14 protein-coding genes are annotated in these 14,687 nt (G+C 69.9%); 5 read left to right on the top strand and 9 right to left on the bottom strand.

The genetic code is table 11. The features are described from left to right. Positions 1-36: 36 nt before the first annotated feature. The 4 genes from guaB to GPA03_RS11825 all read right to left on the bottom strand — a co-directional run bounded on the left by guaB (position 37) and on the right by GPA03_RS11825 (position 4,588). Entirely contained in the window at positions 37-1,548 is a 1,512-nt protein-coding gene (gene guaB, locus GPA03_RS11840; RefSeq protein WP_156252225.1) for an IMP dehydrogenase, read from the bottom strand. Between the two features lie 190 nt (positions 1,549-1,738). Beyond that, the gene (groES, locus tag GPA03_RS11835; protein ID WP_156252224.1) at positions 1,739-2,035 is read right to left on the bottom strand and encodes a co-chaperone GroES; all 297 of its coding nucleotides are present in this window, start codon (positions 2,033-2,035) and stop codon (positions 1,739-1,741) included. 206 nt (positions 2,036-2,241) lie between these two features. Then, a complete protein-coding gene (locus tag GPA03_RS11830; protein WP_156252223.1) occupies positions 2,242-3,576 on the bottom strand; it encodes a PrsW family intramembrane metalloprotease in 1,335 nt (444 codons plus the stop codon). Between the two features lie 55 nt (positions 3,577-3,631). Continuing rightward, entirely contained in the window at positions 3,632-4,588 is a 957-nt protein-coding gene (locus GPA03_RS11825; RefSeq protein ID WP_162458349.1) for a TetR/AcrR family transcriptional regulator, read from the bottom strand. A 71-nt stretch (positions 4,589-4,659) separates the two neighbouring features. Between GPA03_RS11825 and GPA03_RS11820 the strand changes: the two genes are divergently transcribed. After that, positions 4,660-5,541 (top strand): ABC transporter ATP-binding protein, encoded by an 882-nt coding sequence (locus GPA03_RS11820; protein WP_156252221.1) that lies wholly within the window; start codon positions 4,660-4,662, stop codon positions 5,539-5,541. Beyond that, positions 5,538-6,326 (top strand): ABC transporter permease, encoded by a 789-nt coding sequence (locus GPA03_RS11815; protein WP_156252220.1) that lies wholly within the window; start codon positions 5,538-5,540, stop codon positions 6,324-6,326. Before GPA03_RS11820 ends, GPA03_RS11815 begins: the two co-directional genes overlap by 4 nt. A 171-nt stretch (positions 6,327-6,497) precedes the next feature. Here GPA03_RS11815 and GPA03_RS11810 read toward each other — a convergent pair whose 3' ends face one another. The 5 genes from GPA03_RS11810 to GPA03_RS11790 form a co-directional block, all read right to left on the bottom strand. Next, complete coding sequence (locus GPA03_RS11810) at positions 6,498-7,217, bottom strand: ABC transporter ATP-binding protein (protein ID WP_156252219.1); 720 nt, start codon at positions 7,215-7,217, stop codon at positions 6,498-6,500. After that, a complete protein-coding gene (locus GPA03_RS11805; protein ID WP_241681297.1) occupies positions 7,207-7,986 on the bottom strand; it encodes an ABC transporter ATP-binding protein in 780 nt (259 codons plus the stop codon). Before GPA03_RS11805 ends, GPA03_RS11810 begins: the two co-directional genes overlap by 11 nt. A gap of 46 nt (positions 7,987-8,032) precedes the next feature. Then, positions 8,033-9,262 carry a branched-chain amino acid ABC transporter permease gene (locus GPA03_RS11800; RefSeq protein WP_156252217.1) on the bottom strand — a complete coding sequence of 410 codons (1,230 nt, stop codon included), beginning with the start codon at positions 9,260-9,262 and terminating at the stop codon, positions 8,033-8,035. Then, positions 9,259-10,254 carry a branched-chain amino acid ABC transporter permease gene (locus GPA03_RS11795; protein WP_156252216.1) on the bottom strand — a complete coding sequence of 332 codons (996 nt, stop codon included), beginning with the start codon at positions 10,252-10,254 and terminating at the stop codon, positions 9,259-9,261. Before GPA03_RS11795 ends, GPA03_RS11800 begins: the two co-directional genes overlap by 4 nt. A 107-nt stretch (positions 10,255-10,361) precedes the next feature. Beyond that, positions 10,362-11,513, bottom strand: coding sequence for a branched-chain amino acid ABC transporter substrate-binding protein (locus tag GPA03_RS11790; RefSeq protein WP_156252215.1), 1,152 nt, complete (start codon positions 11,511-11,513; stop codon positions 10,362-10,364). A 145-nt stretch (positions 11,514-11,658) separates the two neighbouring features. Here GPA03_RS11790 and GPA03_RS11785 point away from each other — a divergent pair, with 145 nt between their 5' ends. From GPA03_RS11785 to GPA03_RS11775, 3 genes are read left to right on the top strand one after another with little or no spacing between them, the layout of a single operon-like run. Further along, on the top strand, positions 11,659-12,867 hold the full coding sequence (locus GPA03_RS11785; RefSeq protein WP_421958418.1) for a class I SAM-dependent methyltransferase: 1,209 nt from the start codon (positions 11,659-11,661) through the stop codon (positions 12,865-12,867). 4 nt (positions 12,868-12,871) lie between these two features. Then, positions 12,872-13,462, top strand: a complete 591-nt coding sequence (locus GPA03_RS11780) for a pyridoxamine 5'-phosphate oxidase family protein (RefSeq protein ID WP_156252214.1) — start codon at positions 12,872-12,874, stop codon at positions 13,460-13,462. A gap of 10 nt (positions 13,463-13,472) precedes the next feature. Further along, positions 13,473-14,612, top strand: a complete 1,140-nt coding sequence (locus tag GPA03_RS11775; RefSeq protein ID WP_156252213.1) for a glutamate--cysteine ligase — start codon at positions 13,473-13,475, stop codon at positions 14,610-14,612. Positions 14,613-14,687: the final 75 nt, after the last annotated feature.

Genomic DNA, 14,687 nt, shown 5'->3' with positions numbered 1-14,687 from the left:
ATGCCCGCCCGCCCGGCGGCCCCGCCGGGCCGGGCCTCAGCCGCGGAAGGAGTAGTTCGGGGCTTCGGAGACCATCTGCACGTCGTGCGGGTGCGACTCCTTGAGGCCCGCGGCGGTGATCCGTACGAACCGGCCGCGCTCCTGGAGCTCGGGGATGGTGCGGGCGCCCACGTAGAACATCGACTGGTGCAGCCCGCCCGTGAGCTGGTGCGCGACCTGCCCGACGGCGCCCTTGTACGCGACCCGGCCCTCGATGCCCTCGGTGATCACGTCGTCGTCGGAGACGTCACCCTGGAAGTACCGGTCCTTGGAGTAGGAGCGTCGGTCGCCGCGCGACTGCATCGCGCCGAGCGAGGCCATGCCCCGGTAGAGCTTGAACTGCTTGCCGCCGGAGAACACGAGGTCGCCGGGCGCCTCGTCGGTCCCGGCGAGCAGGCTGCCCAGCATCACGGAGTCGGCGCCGGCCACCAGCGCCTTGGCGATGTCACCGGAGTACTGGAGGCCGCCGTCGCCGATCACCGGCACCCCGGCCGGCTTGGCGGCCAGCGAGGCCTGGTAGATCGCCGTCACCTGCGGCACGCCCACACCCGCGACCACGCGCGTGGTGCAGATCGACCCCGGGCCCACGCCGACCTTGACCGCGTCGACGCCGGCGTCGACGAGCGCCTGCGCACCCTCGCGAGTGGCGATGTTGCCGCCGATGACCTGCACACCCTTGGTGAGCGGGTCGGACTTGAGCTTGCGGACCATGTCGAGCATGAGGCGCGCGTGCCCGTTGGCGGTGTCGACCACCAGCACGTCCACGCCGGCCTCGACCAGCGCGGTCGCCCGCTCCCAGGCATCTCCGAAGAACCCGACGGCGGCGCCTACCACGAGGCGGCCCTCACCATCCTTCGTGGCCAGCGGGTACTGCTCGGACTTCACGAAGTCCTTGACGGTGATCAGACCGGTGAGCTTGTTGTCCGCGTCCACGATCGGCAGCTTCTCGACCTTGTGCTTGCCGAGCAGCGTGGAGGCTTCCTCGCGCGAGACGCCCACCGGCGCCGTCACCAGCGGCATCCGCGTCATCGTCTCGTGCACGCGGGTGGTCTCGAAACGGCTGAGGTCGACGAACCGCAGGTCGCGATTGGTGATGATGCCGAGGAGCTTGCCCTCGCCGTCGACCACCGGCAGGCCGGACACGCGGAACTTGGCGCACAACGCGTCGAGCTCGGCGAGCGTGGCGTCGGGACCGATCGTCAGCGGGTCGCTGACCATCCCTGACTCCGACCGCTTGACCAGGTCGACCTGCGCCGCCTGCTCGGCGATCGGGAGGTTGCGGTGAAGGATCCCCACGCCGCCCTGGCGCGCCATCGCGATGGCCATACGACCTTCGGTCACGGTGTCCATCGCGGCCGAGACCAGCGGGATCTTCATCGAGATCTCTCGCGTCAGGCGCGTGGTCGTGTCCGCATCGCTCGGGATGACATCGGTCTCCCCGGGCAGCAGCAGGACGTCGTCGTAGGTGAGTCCGATGAAACCGAACGGATCGGTCGGCGGCTGCGTCACGCTGCCAGTGTAGGTCGGGCCCGACGGCGACTCGACCTCCCGTCTCCTCCCTCACCGGTGACGTCCCTCACCTCGGCCGATGCCTCGACCCTCTCGCGGAGTCGATCGACGCGGCACGACGCAGACGGCCCCGGTCACCGCGAGGGTGACCGGGGCCGGCGGCTGAGACTGAGCGCCTGGTGGCGTCAGCTCACTTCGCGACGACGGCGAGGATGTCGCGGGCGGAGAGGATCAGAAGGTCCTCGCCCCCGTACTTGACCTCGGTGCCGCCGTACTTGCTGTAGATGACGACATCGCCGACGGCGACATCGACGGGAACGCGGTTGCCGTTGTCGTCGACACGACCCGGGCCGACCGCCAGGACCTCGCCCTCCTGGGGCTTCTCCTTGGCGGTGTCCGGGATGACGAGGCCAGAGGCCGTGGTCTGCTCGGCTTCGCTCGTCTTGACGACGATCCGGTCCTCGAGCGGCTTGATGGAGACCGACACTACGGACCTCCCCTTTCGCTATCTCAACTGATCAGGACATGGGGCCGAACCGGTGACTGGTCGTCGCCGTCGCGGGGGTCGACGACCGGCCCTTCGGCACGGTCACGAGCTCCGAGTGGAGCCCTCGGTCACAATCTAGGCTTGCGTTAGCACTCGGTCAAGGCGAGTGCTAAAAGTGTCGGTCCGTGGACGGGTCGCCGGCGGTGCTACCGCACCTGAGCGGCCTGGGCACGCGCACCGACCTCGGCACGCGCCTGGGCCATGGCGTTCAGCAGGTCGCCCTCGTCGATACGAGCACGATTCCCGGCATGCCCGGTGTACAGGTCCTGCCGCGCGTAGGCCAGCCGGGTCGCGGCGCGCTGGTAGTCGCGCATCGCCTTCTTGGCCTCCGCCCCGAATCGCGCCGCCCACTGGCGAGCGGCCCGGCTCGCGCGCATCGAGGACAGGCCCTGCGCCTCCTCCTCGGTGAGCCACCCGCTGGGCACGTAGTCGCGCAGACGGTTCAGCACCACCGCCGACTCGCGGCGCCGCAACCAGATCACGATCGCGGCGAGCACCGCGAAGGGCACCCAGTTGAGGAACACGAAGATCGCGAGGATGTCCCCGAGCGAGCTGACGTAGGTCAGGCTCCCGTTCCATGCCATGTGCAGCCCGACGCCGACGACGTACCCGAGCGGGAACAGCCACAGCCAGGAAGCCTTGGACCGCATCCGCCCCGCGAACCCGAGCGCGATACCCATCGGCAACGAGTAGATGAGGTGGCCGAACGGGCTCAGCAGGGCGCGCATGACGAAGACCGAACCCATGTCATCGGCGTTGAGCGCGAAGTACTGCACGTCCTCGACCACCGAGAAACCCAACGCCACCAGCGCGGCGTACACGACGCCGTCGACAGGGCCGTTGAACTGCCGACGACGCACCAAGAAGATCAGCAGGATCCCGAGCCCCTTGGCGGCCTCCTCGACGATCGGCGCACCGAACACGGCCGGCGCGATCTCGGGCGGCAGGTCGGAGCCGACCGCCTCCCCGATCGCCACACCGACGACGCCGTTCAGCAGGCTCGCGACAGCCACCGCGACGCCACCGCCCCACAAGACCGCCCCGATCATCAGGAGTCGCGGCTCCGGCTCCCACCGGTCGATCCACAGCACCACGGCGCCGATCATCACCAGCGGCACCAGACCCAGCAGGGCCGCCACGAACACCGCGGAGCCGCTCGTCATGAGCGTCATCAGCCACACGAAGACCGACGCGAGCAGACCACCGACGATCACCAGCACGATCTCGAGCGCGATCGGCCGCTTCCGCTTCGGCGCCGCCCACGGCACCATCCCCTGCTGGGGCATCATCGCTCCGGCCGGCGGCTGCACCTGCACGGCCTGCGGCTGATAGCCATAGCCCTGCTGGGTGTACGCGGGTTGCTGCTGGGGGTAGCCGTTCGGCGCGAGTCCCGGCTGCTGCGGGTAGCCGTGCAGCGAGGCGTCCGGCTGCGGCGCCTGCTGGAACGGCTGCGGCTGCGGGTGCTGGTTCGGGTTGGTCACCGCAGGGACGCTAGTGGTCGGAGGTGCACGCTGTCTCCTCGACGACGGGGTCGAACTACCCGTGCCCACCCGAGGAGCGGCGCTCGATCCTCTCGGCCGTCTTCATGAGCTCCTTGGCATCGTTCTTCGCACGCTCGAGCTCCGACTCGCGCCGGTACATCTCCTTGACCCGCTGCTCGGTGGCTTTCCGGACGGCGATCGCCTCGCGCCAGCTGCGCTCTGCTCTCTCGAAGGCCTCGCGGGGGGTCGACGGCGGTGGTTCCTCCACCCGCTCCGGCACCTTGCCGGCAGCGCGAGCTGCGAGACCGTCGACGAACGCGGTCAGGGCGAACTCGAGGTCGGGGCCGAACTCGCCCGGATCAGGCGCCTCCACGTCACCCAGATACATCCCCGACGCCACGAACGGGGCGAGATCGGGCAACCGGGCGGGGGTCACGACCTCCCGGATCGCCGCGACCGTCGCGTCGGAGTACATCTGCGCGCCCTCGAGGTCGCCCGAGACTCCCGAGAACCCGCGGACGAGCACCGCGCACGTGACGATGATCGCGAGCCGCTCCTCGCCCGGGACCGCCAGCGTGCGGAGCGCGCGAAGTCCCGCGTCCACGAACGCCATGTTGTTGGGCATGATCAGCAGGTCCGCGTCGACCCGGAGATGCAGCACCCAGGGGTGCCGCCGGTAGCAGCCGACGAGCAGCTCTGCCCAGGCCCGGAGCCCGGCCCGCCAGTCGTCGTCGGGGATGGCGGCCAGCTCCTCGGTCTGCACCGCGGCGTCGAGCATCAGGCGATGCAGCTCGTCCTTGCTCGCGATGTACCGGTACAGCGCCATGGTGGTGAAGCCGAACGTGGAAGCGACCCGCTGCATCGTGACGGCGTCGAGGCCTTCAGCGTCCGCGATCTCGATCGCCGCGTCGACGATCCCCTCGTGGCTCAGCTCGCGCTTCGGCCCGCGCTGCGGCGACTCGGCGATGCCCCAGGCCACGGCCACGGTGCGCGGCAGTCCGTCCTCAACCATGGCGCTACTGTATGCAACGCACACTGTGTATGCCATACTCTGTATGTCCGATACACAGAAAGGGTCTTCCGATGGCATCCGCGATCGAGGTGGACGCGCTCCGGAAGAGCTACGGCTCCGCCGTCGTGCTCTCCGACCTCACCCTCACCGTGCCGAGCGGGATCTACTCGCTCCTCGGCCCCAACGGGGCCGGCAAGACGACGCTCGTCAACATCCTCACCACGCTCGTGAAGCCGGACGGCGGGACCGCCTCGATCTGCGGTGTCCCGCTCACGGACCGTCGCTGCGTGCGGCAGCAGATCAGCGTGACCGGCCAGTTCGCCGCTGTCGATGCGCTGCTGACTCCGGCCGAGAACCTCGTCCTGATCGGGCGGCTGCTCGGGATGAGCGCCCGCCGCGCCCGCGGCCGGGCGGACGAGCTGATCGACTCCTTCGACCTGAGCGCCTCGGCCGGCAAGCTGGTGCGCGACCTCTCCGGCGGCACGGCGCGCCGGGTCGACCTGGCCATGAGCCTGGTGCAGCAGCCGAAGGTGCTGTTCCTCGACGAGCCCACCACCGGGCTCGACCCGACCAGCCGGCGGCGGCTGTGGGCCGACATCCGGGCGCTCGCGCGCACCGGCACGACCGTGCTGCTCACCACCCAGTACCTCGAGGAGGCCGAAGCGCTGGCCGACCGGATCGGGGTGCTGGCGCAGGGGCGGATCGTCGCCGAGGGGACGGCTGCCGAGCTCACGGCGCGCATCGGCGGCGAGGAGCTGGTGCTGACCACCGGCGACGGCGAGGTCGTCCGGACGCTGACCACCGACGGCACGGCAGGCGGAGTCGCCGCAGCCCTGGCTCAGCTGGGCTCGGATGCTGCCGGGCTGCACGTCGAGCTGCGGCGCCCGACGCTCGAAGACGCGTTCGCGTCGCTGACCGGCTCGGGTATCGACCGGGAGAAGGTGGCGGCATGACCACTCTGACCATCCCCTCCGGGCGCGGGGCGAGCCCGCTGGGCGCCGCGCGCATCTTCGTCGAGCGGAGCCTGCGGCAGAACCTTCGCGACGGCGAGGCCATGCTCATGGCCATCCTGCTGCCGGTCATCCTGATGCTGACGTTCACGTACGTGTTCGGTGGCGCGATCGCCAGCGACGGCAGCTACCTCACCTACGTGGTGCCCGGGATCATCCTGCTGTGCGCGGGCTTCGGGGCCTCGGGGGTGGCGGTGTCGGTGAATCGGGACCTCACCACCGGAGCGATCAACCGGTTCCGGACCCTCCCGATCGTCAGCCCCACGGTCCTGGTCGGGCACGTGGTCGCGAGCCTGGTGCGCAACCTGCTGGCCACCGGGATCGTCATCGGCGTGGGCGTCGCGCTCGGGTTCAGACCGACCGCGAACCCGGTCGAGTGGGTGCTCGCACTGGGGCTCGTCGCCCTCTACATCCTGGCGATCACGGCGCTCTTCGCGTTCATCGGCCTGGTGGCAGGGAGCCCGGAGAGTGCCAACGGCTACGGGTTCCTGCTGCTGTTCCTGCCGTACGTCTCGAGTGCCTTCGTGCCTGTCGAGACGATGCCGGGCTGGCTGCGGGGGTTCGCCGAGCACCAGCCGATCACACCGATCATCGAGACGGTCCGCGGCCTGCTCACCGGCACCGAGCTCGGCAGCGCAGGCCCGGTGGGCGTGGCGTGGTGCGTCGGCGCGGTGGTGATCGCCGCGGTGCTGGTGGGCGTCACCTTCTCTCGCCGCACCGCCCGCTGACGACGGCGGCCGCTGCTGCCCGGCCACTCCTGCCGCCACGGTTCCGGCTGCGTCGCTGCAGCTACCGAAAGGGCGCAAGCGTGACGGCGGGGAGTGGCTCGCCACGCCCCGCCGTCAGGCCTGCGCCCTCTCGGGGGCGATGTGGCGGGTGGCCAGTGGTGGCCGGTCGCGCTAGATGTCGCCGCCCAGGTAGGCGGCGCGGACCGCAGGGTCACCCGCGAGCTCCGCGCCCGTGCCGGAGCGGACGATCTCACCGGTCTCGAGCAGGTAGGCGTGATGAGCGCGGCGGAGGGCCTGCGCCGCGTTCTGCTCCACCAGCAGCACCGTGGTGCCCTGGGCGTTGATCTCCTCGATAATCTTGAAGATCTGCTGGATCAGCTTGGGTGCCAGGCCCATCGAGGGCTCGTCCAGCAGCACCAGCCGGGGCTGGGCCATCAGCGCCCGGCCGATCGCGACCATCTGCTGCTCGCCACCGGACAGGGTCCCGGCGGGCTGCTTGATCCGCTCCTGGAGTCGCGGGAACAGCGTCAGCACCCGGTCGAAGTCGGGCGCCAGAGCGGCCGCGCTGCGGTTGCGCCGCACGTAGGCGCCCATCTCGAGGTTCTCGCGCACGGTCATGCCGGGGAAGATGCCACGGCCCTCGGGCGCCTGGCTGATGCCCATCTGCACGCGCTTGTCGGGCGAGATCTTCGCCAGGTCCTGCCCGTCGTAGAAGATCGATCCGGTCCGCATCTTGCGCAGCCCCGAGATCGTCTTGAGCGTGGTGCTCTTGCCGGCGCCGTTGGCGCCGATCAGGGTCACCACCGAACCTTCGGGGACATCGAAGCTGATGTCGCGGATCGCCTCGATGTGGCCGTAGTTGACCGAGAGGTCACGCACCTCAAGAAGCATCGTCGTCGACCTCCCCCATCTCGTCCTCGTCCACCCCGAGGTATGCGGCGATCACGCCCGGGTCGTTCTGGACCTCGGCCGGGGTGCCGTCGGCGATCTTCCGCCCGAACTCCAGTACCACCAAGCGGTCGACGGCACCCATCACCAGCCGCATGTCGTGCTCGATCAGGAGCACCGTGAGACCGCGGTCACGGATGCTCCGGATCAGCTCCATCAGCGCCTGCTTCTCCGAGGGATTGAAGCCCGCGGCCGGCTCGTCGAGGCACAGCAGCTTCGGCTGCGTGGCCATCGCCCGCGCGATCTCCAGCCGCCGCTGATCGCCGTAGGAGAGGTTGCCCGCGAGCTCGTCGGCGCGGCCGCGGACCCCCACGAAGTCGAGCAGCTCGTGTGCCAGCTCCCGCCCCGCCTCCTCCTCACGGCGGTGCTTCGGCAGCCCCAGCAGGGCCGAGATGGGTCCGGTGCTGTGACGCGCATCGGCCCCCACCATGACGTTCTCCAGCGCGGTCATGGCCTTGAACAGACGGATGTTCTGGAACGTGCGCGCGATGCCGCGCTTGGCGATCTGGTAGCGCTTCAACCTTGACGTCGGGTGACCGTCGAAGCTCACCCGACCCGACGTCGGCCGGTAGATCCCGGTCATGACGTTGAAGGCCGTCGTCTTGCCCGCGCCGTTCGGGCCGATCAGACCGAGAATCTCGCCCTGGTCGATGTGGAAGCTCACGCCGTCCAGCGCGGTCACGCCCCCGAACCGCAGCGTGATGTCGTCCATCTCCAGCAATCGGATCGGCGCGGCGCTCGGCGGCGCCTCGACCGGCTCAGCCACGATCCTCCCCCTTCTCCTGGGCATCGCGTCCGACGTCGCCGTCCTCGGTCGCGACCCTGCCCACGAGGGTCGGGTCGGCGGTCTCGAGCGACTCCTCGGTCTCCCGCATCTGCTGAGCCCGAATCGTGCGCCGTGGTGGCAGCAGCCCCTGCGGCCGGTAGATCGCGAGCAGCATGAGCGCGATGCCGAACACCAGCACACGCCACTGCTCGAACCCGCGGAACCGCTCGGGCAGGTACGCCACCACGATCGCGCCGATCACGGCGCCCCACCGGTTGCCCTGGCCGCCGAGCACGACGGCGGACAGGAACAGGATGGAGATCAGCAGCGTGAAGGACTCGGGGTTGATGAAGGTTTGCCGGGTCGCGAACAACGAGCCCGCGATGCCACCCACGAACGCACCGAGCGCGAACGCCAGCAGCTTGAACCGGAACGTAGGAACGCCCATCAGCTCGGCGGCGTCCTCGTCCTCGCGCGTTGCCTCCCAGGAGCGGCCCACCCGCGAGTTCTTGATGCGCTTGTCAGCCAGCAGCACCAGGATCACGAGCGTCAGCGCGAGCCAGTAGAACGGCACCGGGTCGGTGACGGTGAACTGGATGAACGTCGTCGTGTCGCTGAAGTCGACGAGTGGGACACCCGTGCTCCAGTCGAGGTGGGGGAGCTCGATCAACGGCAGGCTCGGCGGCGCCGGGATCGAGCTGATCCCGGGGGCGGCACCGAGCCACTCGGTGTTGATGAGCGTCAGCCGCACGATCTCACCGAAGCCGAGTGTCACGATCGCGAGGTAGTCGCCACGCACACGCAGGGTGGGCCACCCGAGCAGCACGCCCGAGAGCATCGTCACGCCGAGCGCCACGGGCAGGCTGAGCAGCCACGGCCAGGTGGCGTGCTGCGAGGTCAGTACACCGACCGTGTACGCGCCGATGGCGTAGAAGCCGACGTACCCGAGGTCGAGCAGCCCTGCGTAACCGACCACGATGTTGAGACCGACCGCGACCAGCACGTAGACCGCGACGGTGAACAGGACACCACCGAAGTCCGTGCCGGGCGTCGAGATGATCGGCAGCTCCAGTAGCGGCAGCAGGTAGCACAGCAGCGCCAGGGCCGTCATGAAGAGGAACTGTGCCCAGCGCGGGGTCTTCCGCAGGCGAGCCCGGACGCCGTCGAGAAGCGCTCCCCGGCGGGGTGCCCGAGGCGCGCCTGCTGTCGTCGTCCCGCTCATGCGCGTGCCTTCCCGAGCGACTCACCGAGCAGACCGGTCGGTCGGAAGAGCAGGATCAGCACCAGCAGCACGAAGGCCACCACCGAGCGCCACTCGCCGCCGAACAGTCCGGCGCCCAGGCTCTCGGCGATGCCGAGGACGAAACCGCCGAGGAGGGCGCCTCGCAGGTTGCCGATACCGCCGAGCACGGCCGCGGTGAAGGCCTTGACACCGAGGATGAAGCCCGCGTTGTAACGGGTCGCGCCCACCTGAAGCATGTAGAGCGTCGCTGCCGCACCGGCGAGCAGACCACCGATGAGGAAGGTGATCTGGATGACGCGCGTGCTGTTGACACCCATGAGGGACGAGGTCTCCGGGTCCTGCGCCACCGCGCGGATGCCGCGGCCGGTGCGCGTACGTCGGATGAACTGGTCAGCGAGGACCATCATCAGCACGGCCGCGACCACGATGATGATGTCGCGGTTCGTGACCCCGTAGCCGAAGATCTCGAACTGCACCGTGAAGGTGCGGTCCGTCGGAAGTCCCAGGTTCTCGCGGGACCGGGCCACGTATCGACCGAGGACGCTCTCGAGCCCGAGCGCGCTGGCGATCGCACCGCGCAGTCCCATCGCCTCCGAGAGCACGAACGAGGCGCCGATCGCGGAGATGAGAGCCACGAGACGCGGTGCCCCGCGTTTCAGGAGCGGCCGGTAGGCCACGCGTTCCAGCAGCAGCGCCACGCCTCCGGAGGTCACCATCGACACCACCATCGCGAACGCCAACGAGAGCACGAGCGCGACGCCCATGGTCGAGGTGTCGGCGCCGATGAGCCACAACGCCCACACGGTGGCGAAGGTGCCGAACATGAACACCTCGGAGTGCGCGAAGTTGATGAGCTGAAGCACCCCGTAGACCATCGTGTAGCCGAGTGCGACGAGCGCGTAGACAGCGCCGAACACGAGACCGCCGACGAACAGGCTGACGAAGTTGTCGAGGACGTACTGGAACTGCACCGTGGAAGCTCCTCACATCAGGGCGTGGCCGGGGAGCGCCCAGCTCCCCGACCACCGTCGAACATGAGCACCGCCCGGGATCGGTGTCGACCCCGGGCGGTCAGCAGCTACTCGATCGGCTCGCCCAGCAGGATCTCACCACTCTCGACGGGATAGGCGTAGACGACGACCTCGGCGACCTCACCGGTCTCGTCGAACTGGATGTGCTTGGTGACGCCGTCGGCGTCGTAGTTGTTCACCCACTCGAGCAGCGAGGCACGGTCGAGGTTCCCGTCGACGATGCCCTGGAGCAGGATGTTCGCGGCGTCGTACCCCTCGGTCGAGTACGTGCCCGGGGCCTGGCCCGCGGACTCCTCGTAGGCCGCGGCGAACTCGTCGTCGGCAGGTGCGCACGGGCACGTCAGCACCGAACCATCAGCAGCCGCGCCGGCCGCCTCGACGAAGCCCGGGTCGAGCGTGCCGTCACCGGACATGAACAGCCCGTCATAGCCACCGGAGCGCAGCTGGCTGACGAGCAGGCCGGCCTCCGCGTAATAGCCGGCGAAGTAGATCGCCTCGGCGCCGGAGGCGTTGACGGCCGTGACGGCGGGACCGAAGTCCGTGTCGCCGACCTGGATCGTCTCGGTCCCGACCACGAGGTCGCCGAGCGCTTCCACCACGCCTGCTCCGAGACCGGCGCCGTACTCGGAGGCGTCGTCGATGACGAACACGCTCTGGGCGTCGATGCCGGTGAGGTAGGTAGCGACGGCCGGTGCCTGGGTGTCGTCGTTACCGATGATGCGGTGGAAGGTGTCCCAGCCGTTGAGAGCGAGATCGGGGTTGGTCGCCGAGGGCGAGACCGTGACCAGGCCAGCCTCGGCGAACACGGGGCCGGTGGCCGCCGTCTCACCGGAGAAGGTGGGGCCGATCACGCCGATGATGTCGTCGTTGCCGACGATCTCTGAGACCAGCGGGCTCGCCTGCGCCGGGTCGCCCTGGGTGTCGAACTCCTCGATCGTGACCTCGCAGTCGGGGTTCGCCTCCTGGAACTGCTCGAGCGCGAGCTTCGAGCCGTTCACGATGTTGATGCCGAGGTTGGCGGCTGGTCCGGTGAGCGGGCCGACGTACGCGAGGACGCCGGCGCAGTCGCCGCCTCCATCGCCGCCGTCGCCGCCGTCACCGTTGCCTCCGTCGCCGCCGGTGGTTCCGCACGCGGCGAGAGCGAGACCGGCTGCGGTGAGCAGGCCTGCGGTGCGCCAGATGGTCGTGGATCGAGTCATTCGGGGTTCCTCCACGGGAGGTCTGTGTCGGGCGTCCTCGCCCGAACGGATGGGGTGCGTGGAACCTAACACCGCCGTCAACCCGCCGCCGCCGACCCGCTCAGTTGTTACTCAGTCGTAACGGGGGCTGGCAGGATCGCTCCCTGTGGACGTGCGCGCTGTCGACCTGCTGCTGACCCCGGAGGGGTGGAGCCTGCTGTCGCAGATGCCTCCCTACGACGAGGACCGTGCGCTCCAGCTCGCCACCGGCCTGCGCGAGCGCGGCGTGGACCCGGACCTGGTCGCCGCGGTGCTGACGCAGAGCCGGTTGCGCACCCGGGCCCAGGGCAAGTTCGGCGAGTTCGCGAACGAGATGCTGTTCACGCCCGAAGGGCTCGAGCAGGCCACCCGGCTCGCGGTCGCGGCACGGCACGCGCAACGGTTCGCGAACGCCGGCGTGACCAAGGTCGCCGACCTGGGGTGCGGCATCGGCAGCGATGCGATGGCCCTCGGCGCGCTCGGCCTCTCGGTGCTCGCGGTCGAGCGTGACGAGGTCACCGCAGCGATCGCCGCCGTCAACCTGCGCGCCTTCGAGTCGACCACGGTCCGCCACGGGGACGCGCTGGAGGTCGACCTGGCCGCCGAGGGGATCGACGCCGTCTTCGCCGATCCCGCCCGGCGCACGCGCCGCGGCACCCGGGTCTTCGACCCCCGCTCCTACTCCCCCGACCTCGACACGCTGCTGGCCCTGCGCTCCACCGTGCCTGCGCTCGGCCTCAAGGTCGGCCCGGGGATCCCGTACCGGGCGCTGCCGAGCGAGACGCACGCGCAATGGGTCAGCGTCGACGGCGACGTCGTCGAGGCGGGCCTCTGGTTCGGGCCGCTCGCCCCCGAGGGATCGGGCCGCAGCGCCCTGCTCCTCGGCGCGCGCGGCACGCACCTGCTCAGCCAGGCCGGCGACGCCGACGCCGCCGCGGCTCGCGCCGAGTCCGGCCCGCTCGGCAGCTTCCTCTACGAGCCCGACGGCGCTGTCATCCGCGCGGGCCTGGTCGCCCGGATCGCCGCCGACCTCGGCGGCACCCTGGTGGATCCCTCGATCGCGTACGTCACGACGACGGCGGAGCGTCCCACGCCGTTCGCCGCCGGCTTCCGCGTGCTCGACTCCTTCGACTTCGGGCTCAAACGGCTGCGCGCCTACCTCCGGGACCGGAACGTGGGGCGAGTGACCATCAAGAAGCGAGGCACCGCCGTCGTGCCGGATCAGCTGCGCCAGCAGCTCGGCCTCAAGGGACCCGAGGAGGCGACGATCGTGCTGACCCGGCTGTCCGGGAAGCAGAGCGTGATCGTGGTCGAACCGCTACCCGTGCGAGGCTGAGCCCGTGGGACAGGTCTACGAGGCGATCACGCCGCGGTTGCAGGAGTTCATCGCGAGGCAGCACGTGTTCTTCGTGGCGACCGCCCCGCTCTCGGAGCACGGGCACGTCAACGTCTCTCCGAAGGGCATCGACGGCACGTTCGCGGTGGTCGACGAGCACACGGTCGCCTACCTCGACATCACCGCGAGCGGCGCCGAGACGCACGCGCACCTGCGCGAGAACGGCCGCATCACCGTCATGTTCTGCTCGTTCGAGCGGCAGCCGAAGATCCTGCGGCTCCATGGCCGCGGGCGCGTGGTGTCGATCTACGACGAGGAGTTCGCGCGGTGGCAGCCGCGGTTCCCGGAGACGATCGCGACCCGTGCAGTGATCGTGGTGGACGTGGAGCGGGTCTCCGACTCCTGCGGCTACGGACTGCCGCTCTTCGAGGGCGCCACCGAGCGCGACATGCTGATCCCGAACATGGAACGCCGCGGTCTCGACGGGGTGCGCGCCTACCGCGCCCTCAAGAACACCACGAGCCTCGACGGGCTGCCTGCGTTCGAGGAGCGAGAGGCTCCCCATCCGGCCGACGCCGGGGGCTCACGCGGGTGAAGATGTCCCGGTGACACTGGACTTCGCTCCGTCGGAGCGTTCCACGCTGGGCGTGGAGTGGGAGCTCGCGCTGGTCGACTCCGACACGGGCGACCTCCGGCAGGTCGCGCAGACCGTGCTCGACGCGGTCGCTCCCGCGGACGGCTCGCAGCACCCCACGATCCGGCAGGAGCTGCTGCTCAACACGGTGGAGCTGGTGACCGGGGTGTGCCGCACGGTCGGCGAGGCGATGGCCGACCTGGACCGCAGCGTCGCGCTCGTGCGCGAGGTCACGGACCCGCTGCGGGTCGAGCTGATGTGCGCGGGCACGCACCCGTTCGGGCACTGGGCGAACCAGAAGGTCACGAACAAGGCGCGCTACGCCACGCTGATCGACCGCACCCAGTGGTGGGGCCGGCAGATGCTGATCTACGGCGTGCACGTGCACGTCGGCATCGAGAGGCGCGACAAGGTGCTGCCGATCCTGGGCGCGCTGCTCACGTACTACCCGCACCTGCTCGCGCTGTCCTGCTCCTCACCGTACTGGGACGGCCGCGACACCTCCTACGCCTCCAACCGCGCCCTGCTTTTCCAGCAGCTCCCGACGGCGGGGCTGCCCTTCACGAACATCACCACCTGGACCGAGCTCGAGCGGTACGTCGACGACATGCTGCACACCGGCGTCATCGACTCCTTCGACGAGGTCCGCTGGGACATCCGGCCCTCGCCCACGTTCGGCACGATCGAGATGCGGATCTTCGACGGCGTCACGAACCGTGCCGAGCTCGCCTCCCTGGTGGCGCTGGTGCACTCCCTCGTGGAGTGGCTCTCACGCCGGCTCGACGCCGGCGAGACGCTGCCCACGATCACGCCCTGGTTCCTCACCGAGAACAAGTGGCGCGCAGCCCGCTACGGCATGGAGGCGATCGTCATCCTCGACGAGGCCGGCAACGAGGAGCTGGTCACGGACTCACTGGCCCGGTTGATCTCCTCGCTGCGCCCGGTGGCCGCCGATCTCGGCTGCAGCGACGAGCTCGAGGGCGTGCTGGGTCTGACCGGTTCCTACCAGCGCCAGCGCGCGGTCGCCGCAGCCCACGGTGGCGCGCTCGACCACGTGGTCGCGCACCTGGTCGAGGAGTTCCGCGCCGGGCGCCCCCTCCCCCCGCGGTGACCAGGCTCGCCGGCTCGCCGGCACCCGCCTCTCCCGCCTCTCCCGCCTGAGTGCGCACATCGACGGCGAGTGCGC

Source organism: Pseudactinotalea terrae (assembly GCF_009733845.1).
GTDB classification, from domain to species: domain Bacteria; phylum Actinomycetota; class Actinomycetes; order Actinomycetales; family Beutenbergiaceae; genus Pseudactinotalea; species Pseudactinotalea terrae.
This window is presented reverse-complemented; position numbering and strand designations above follow the sequence as displayed.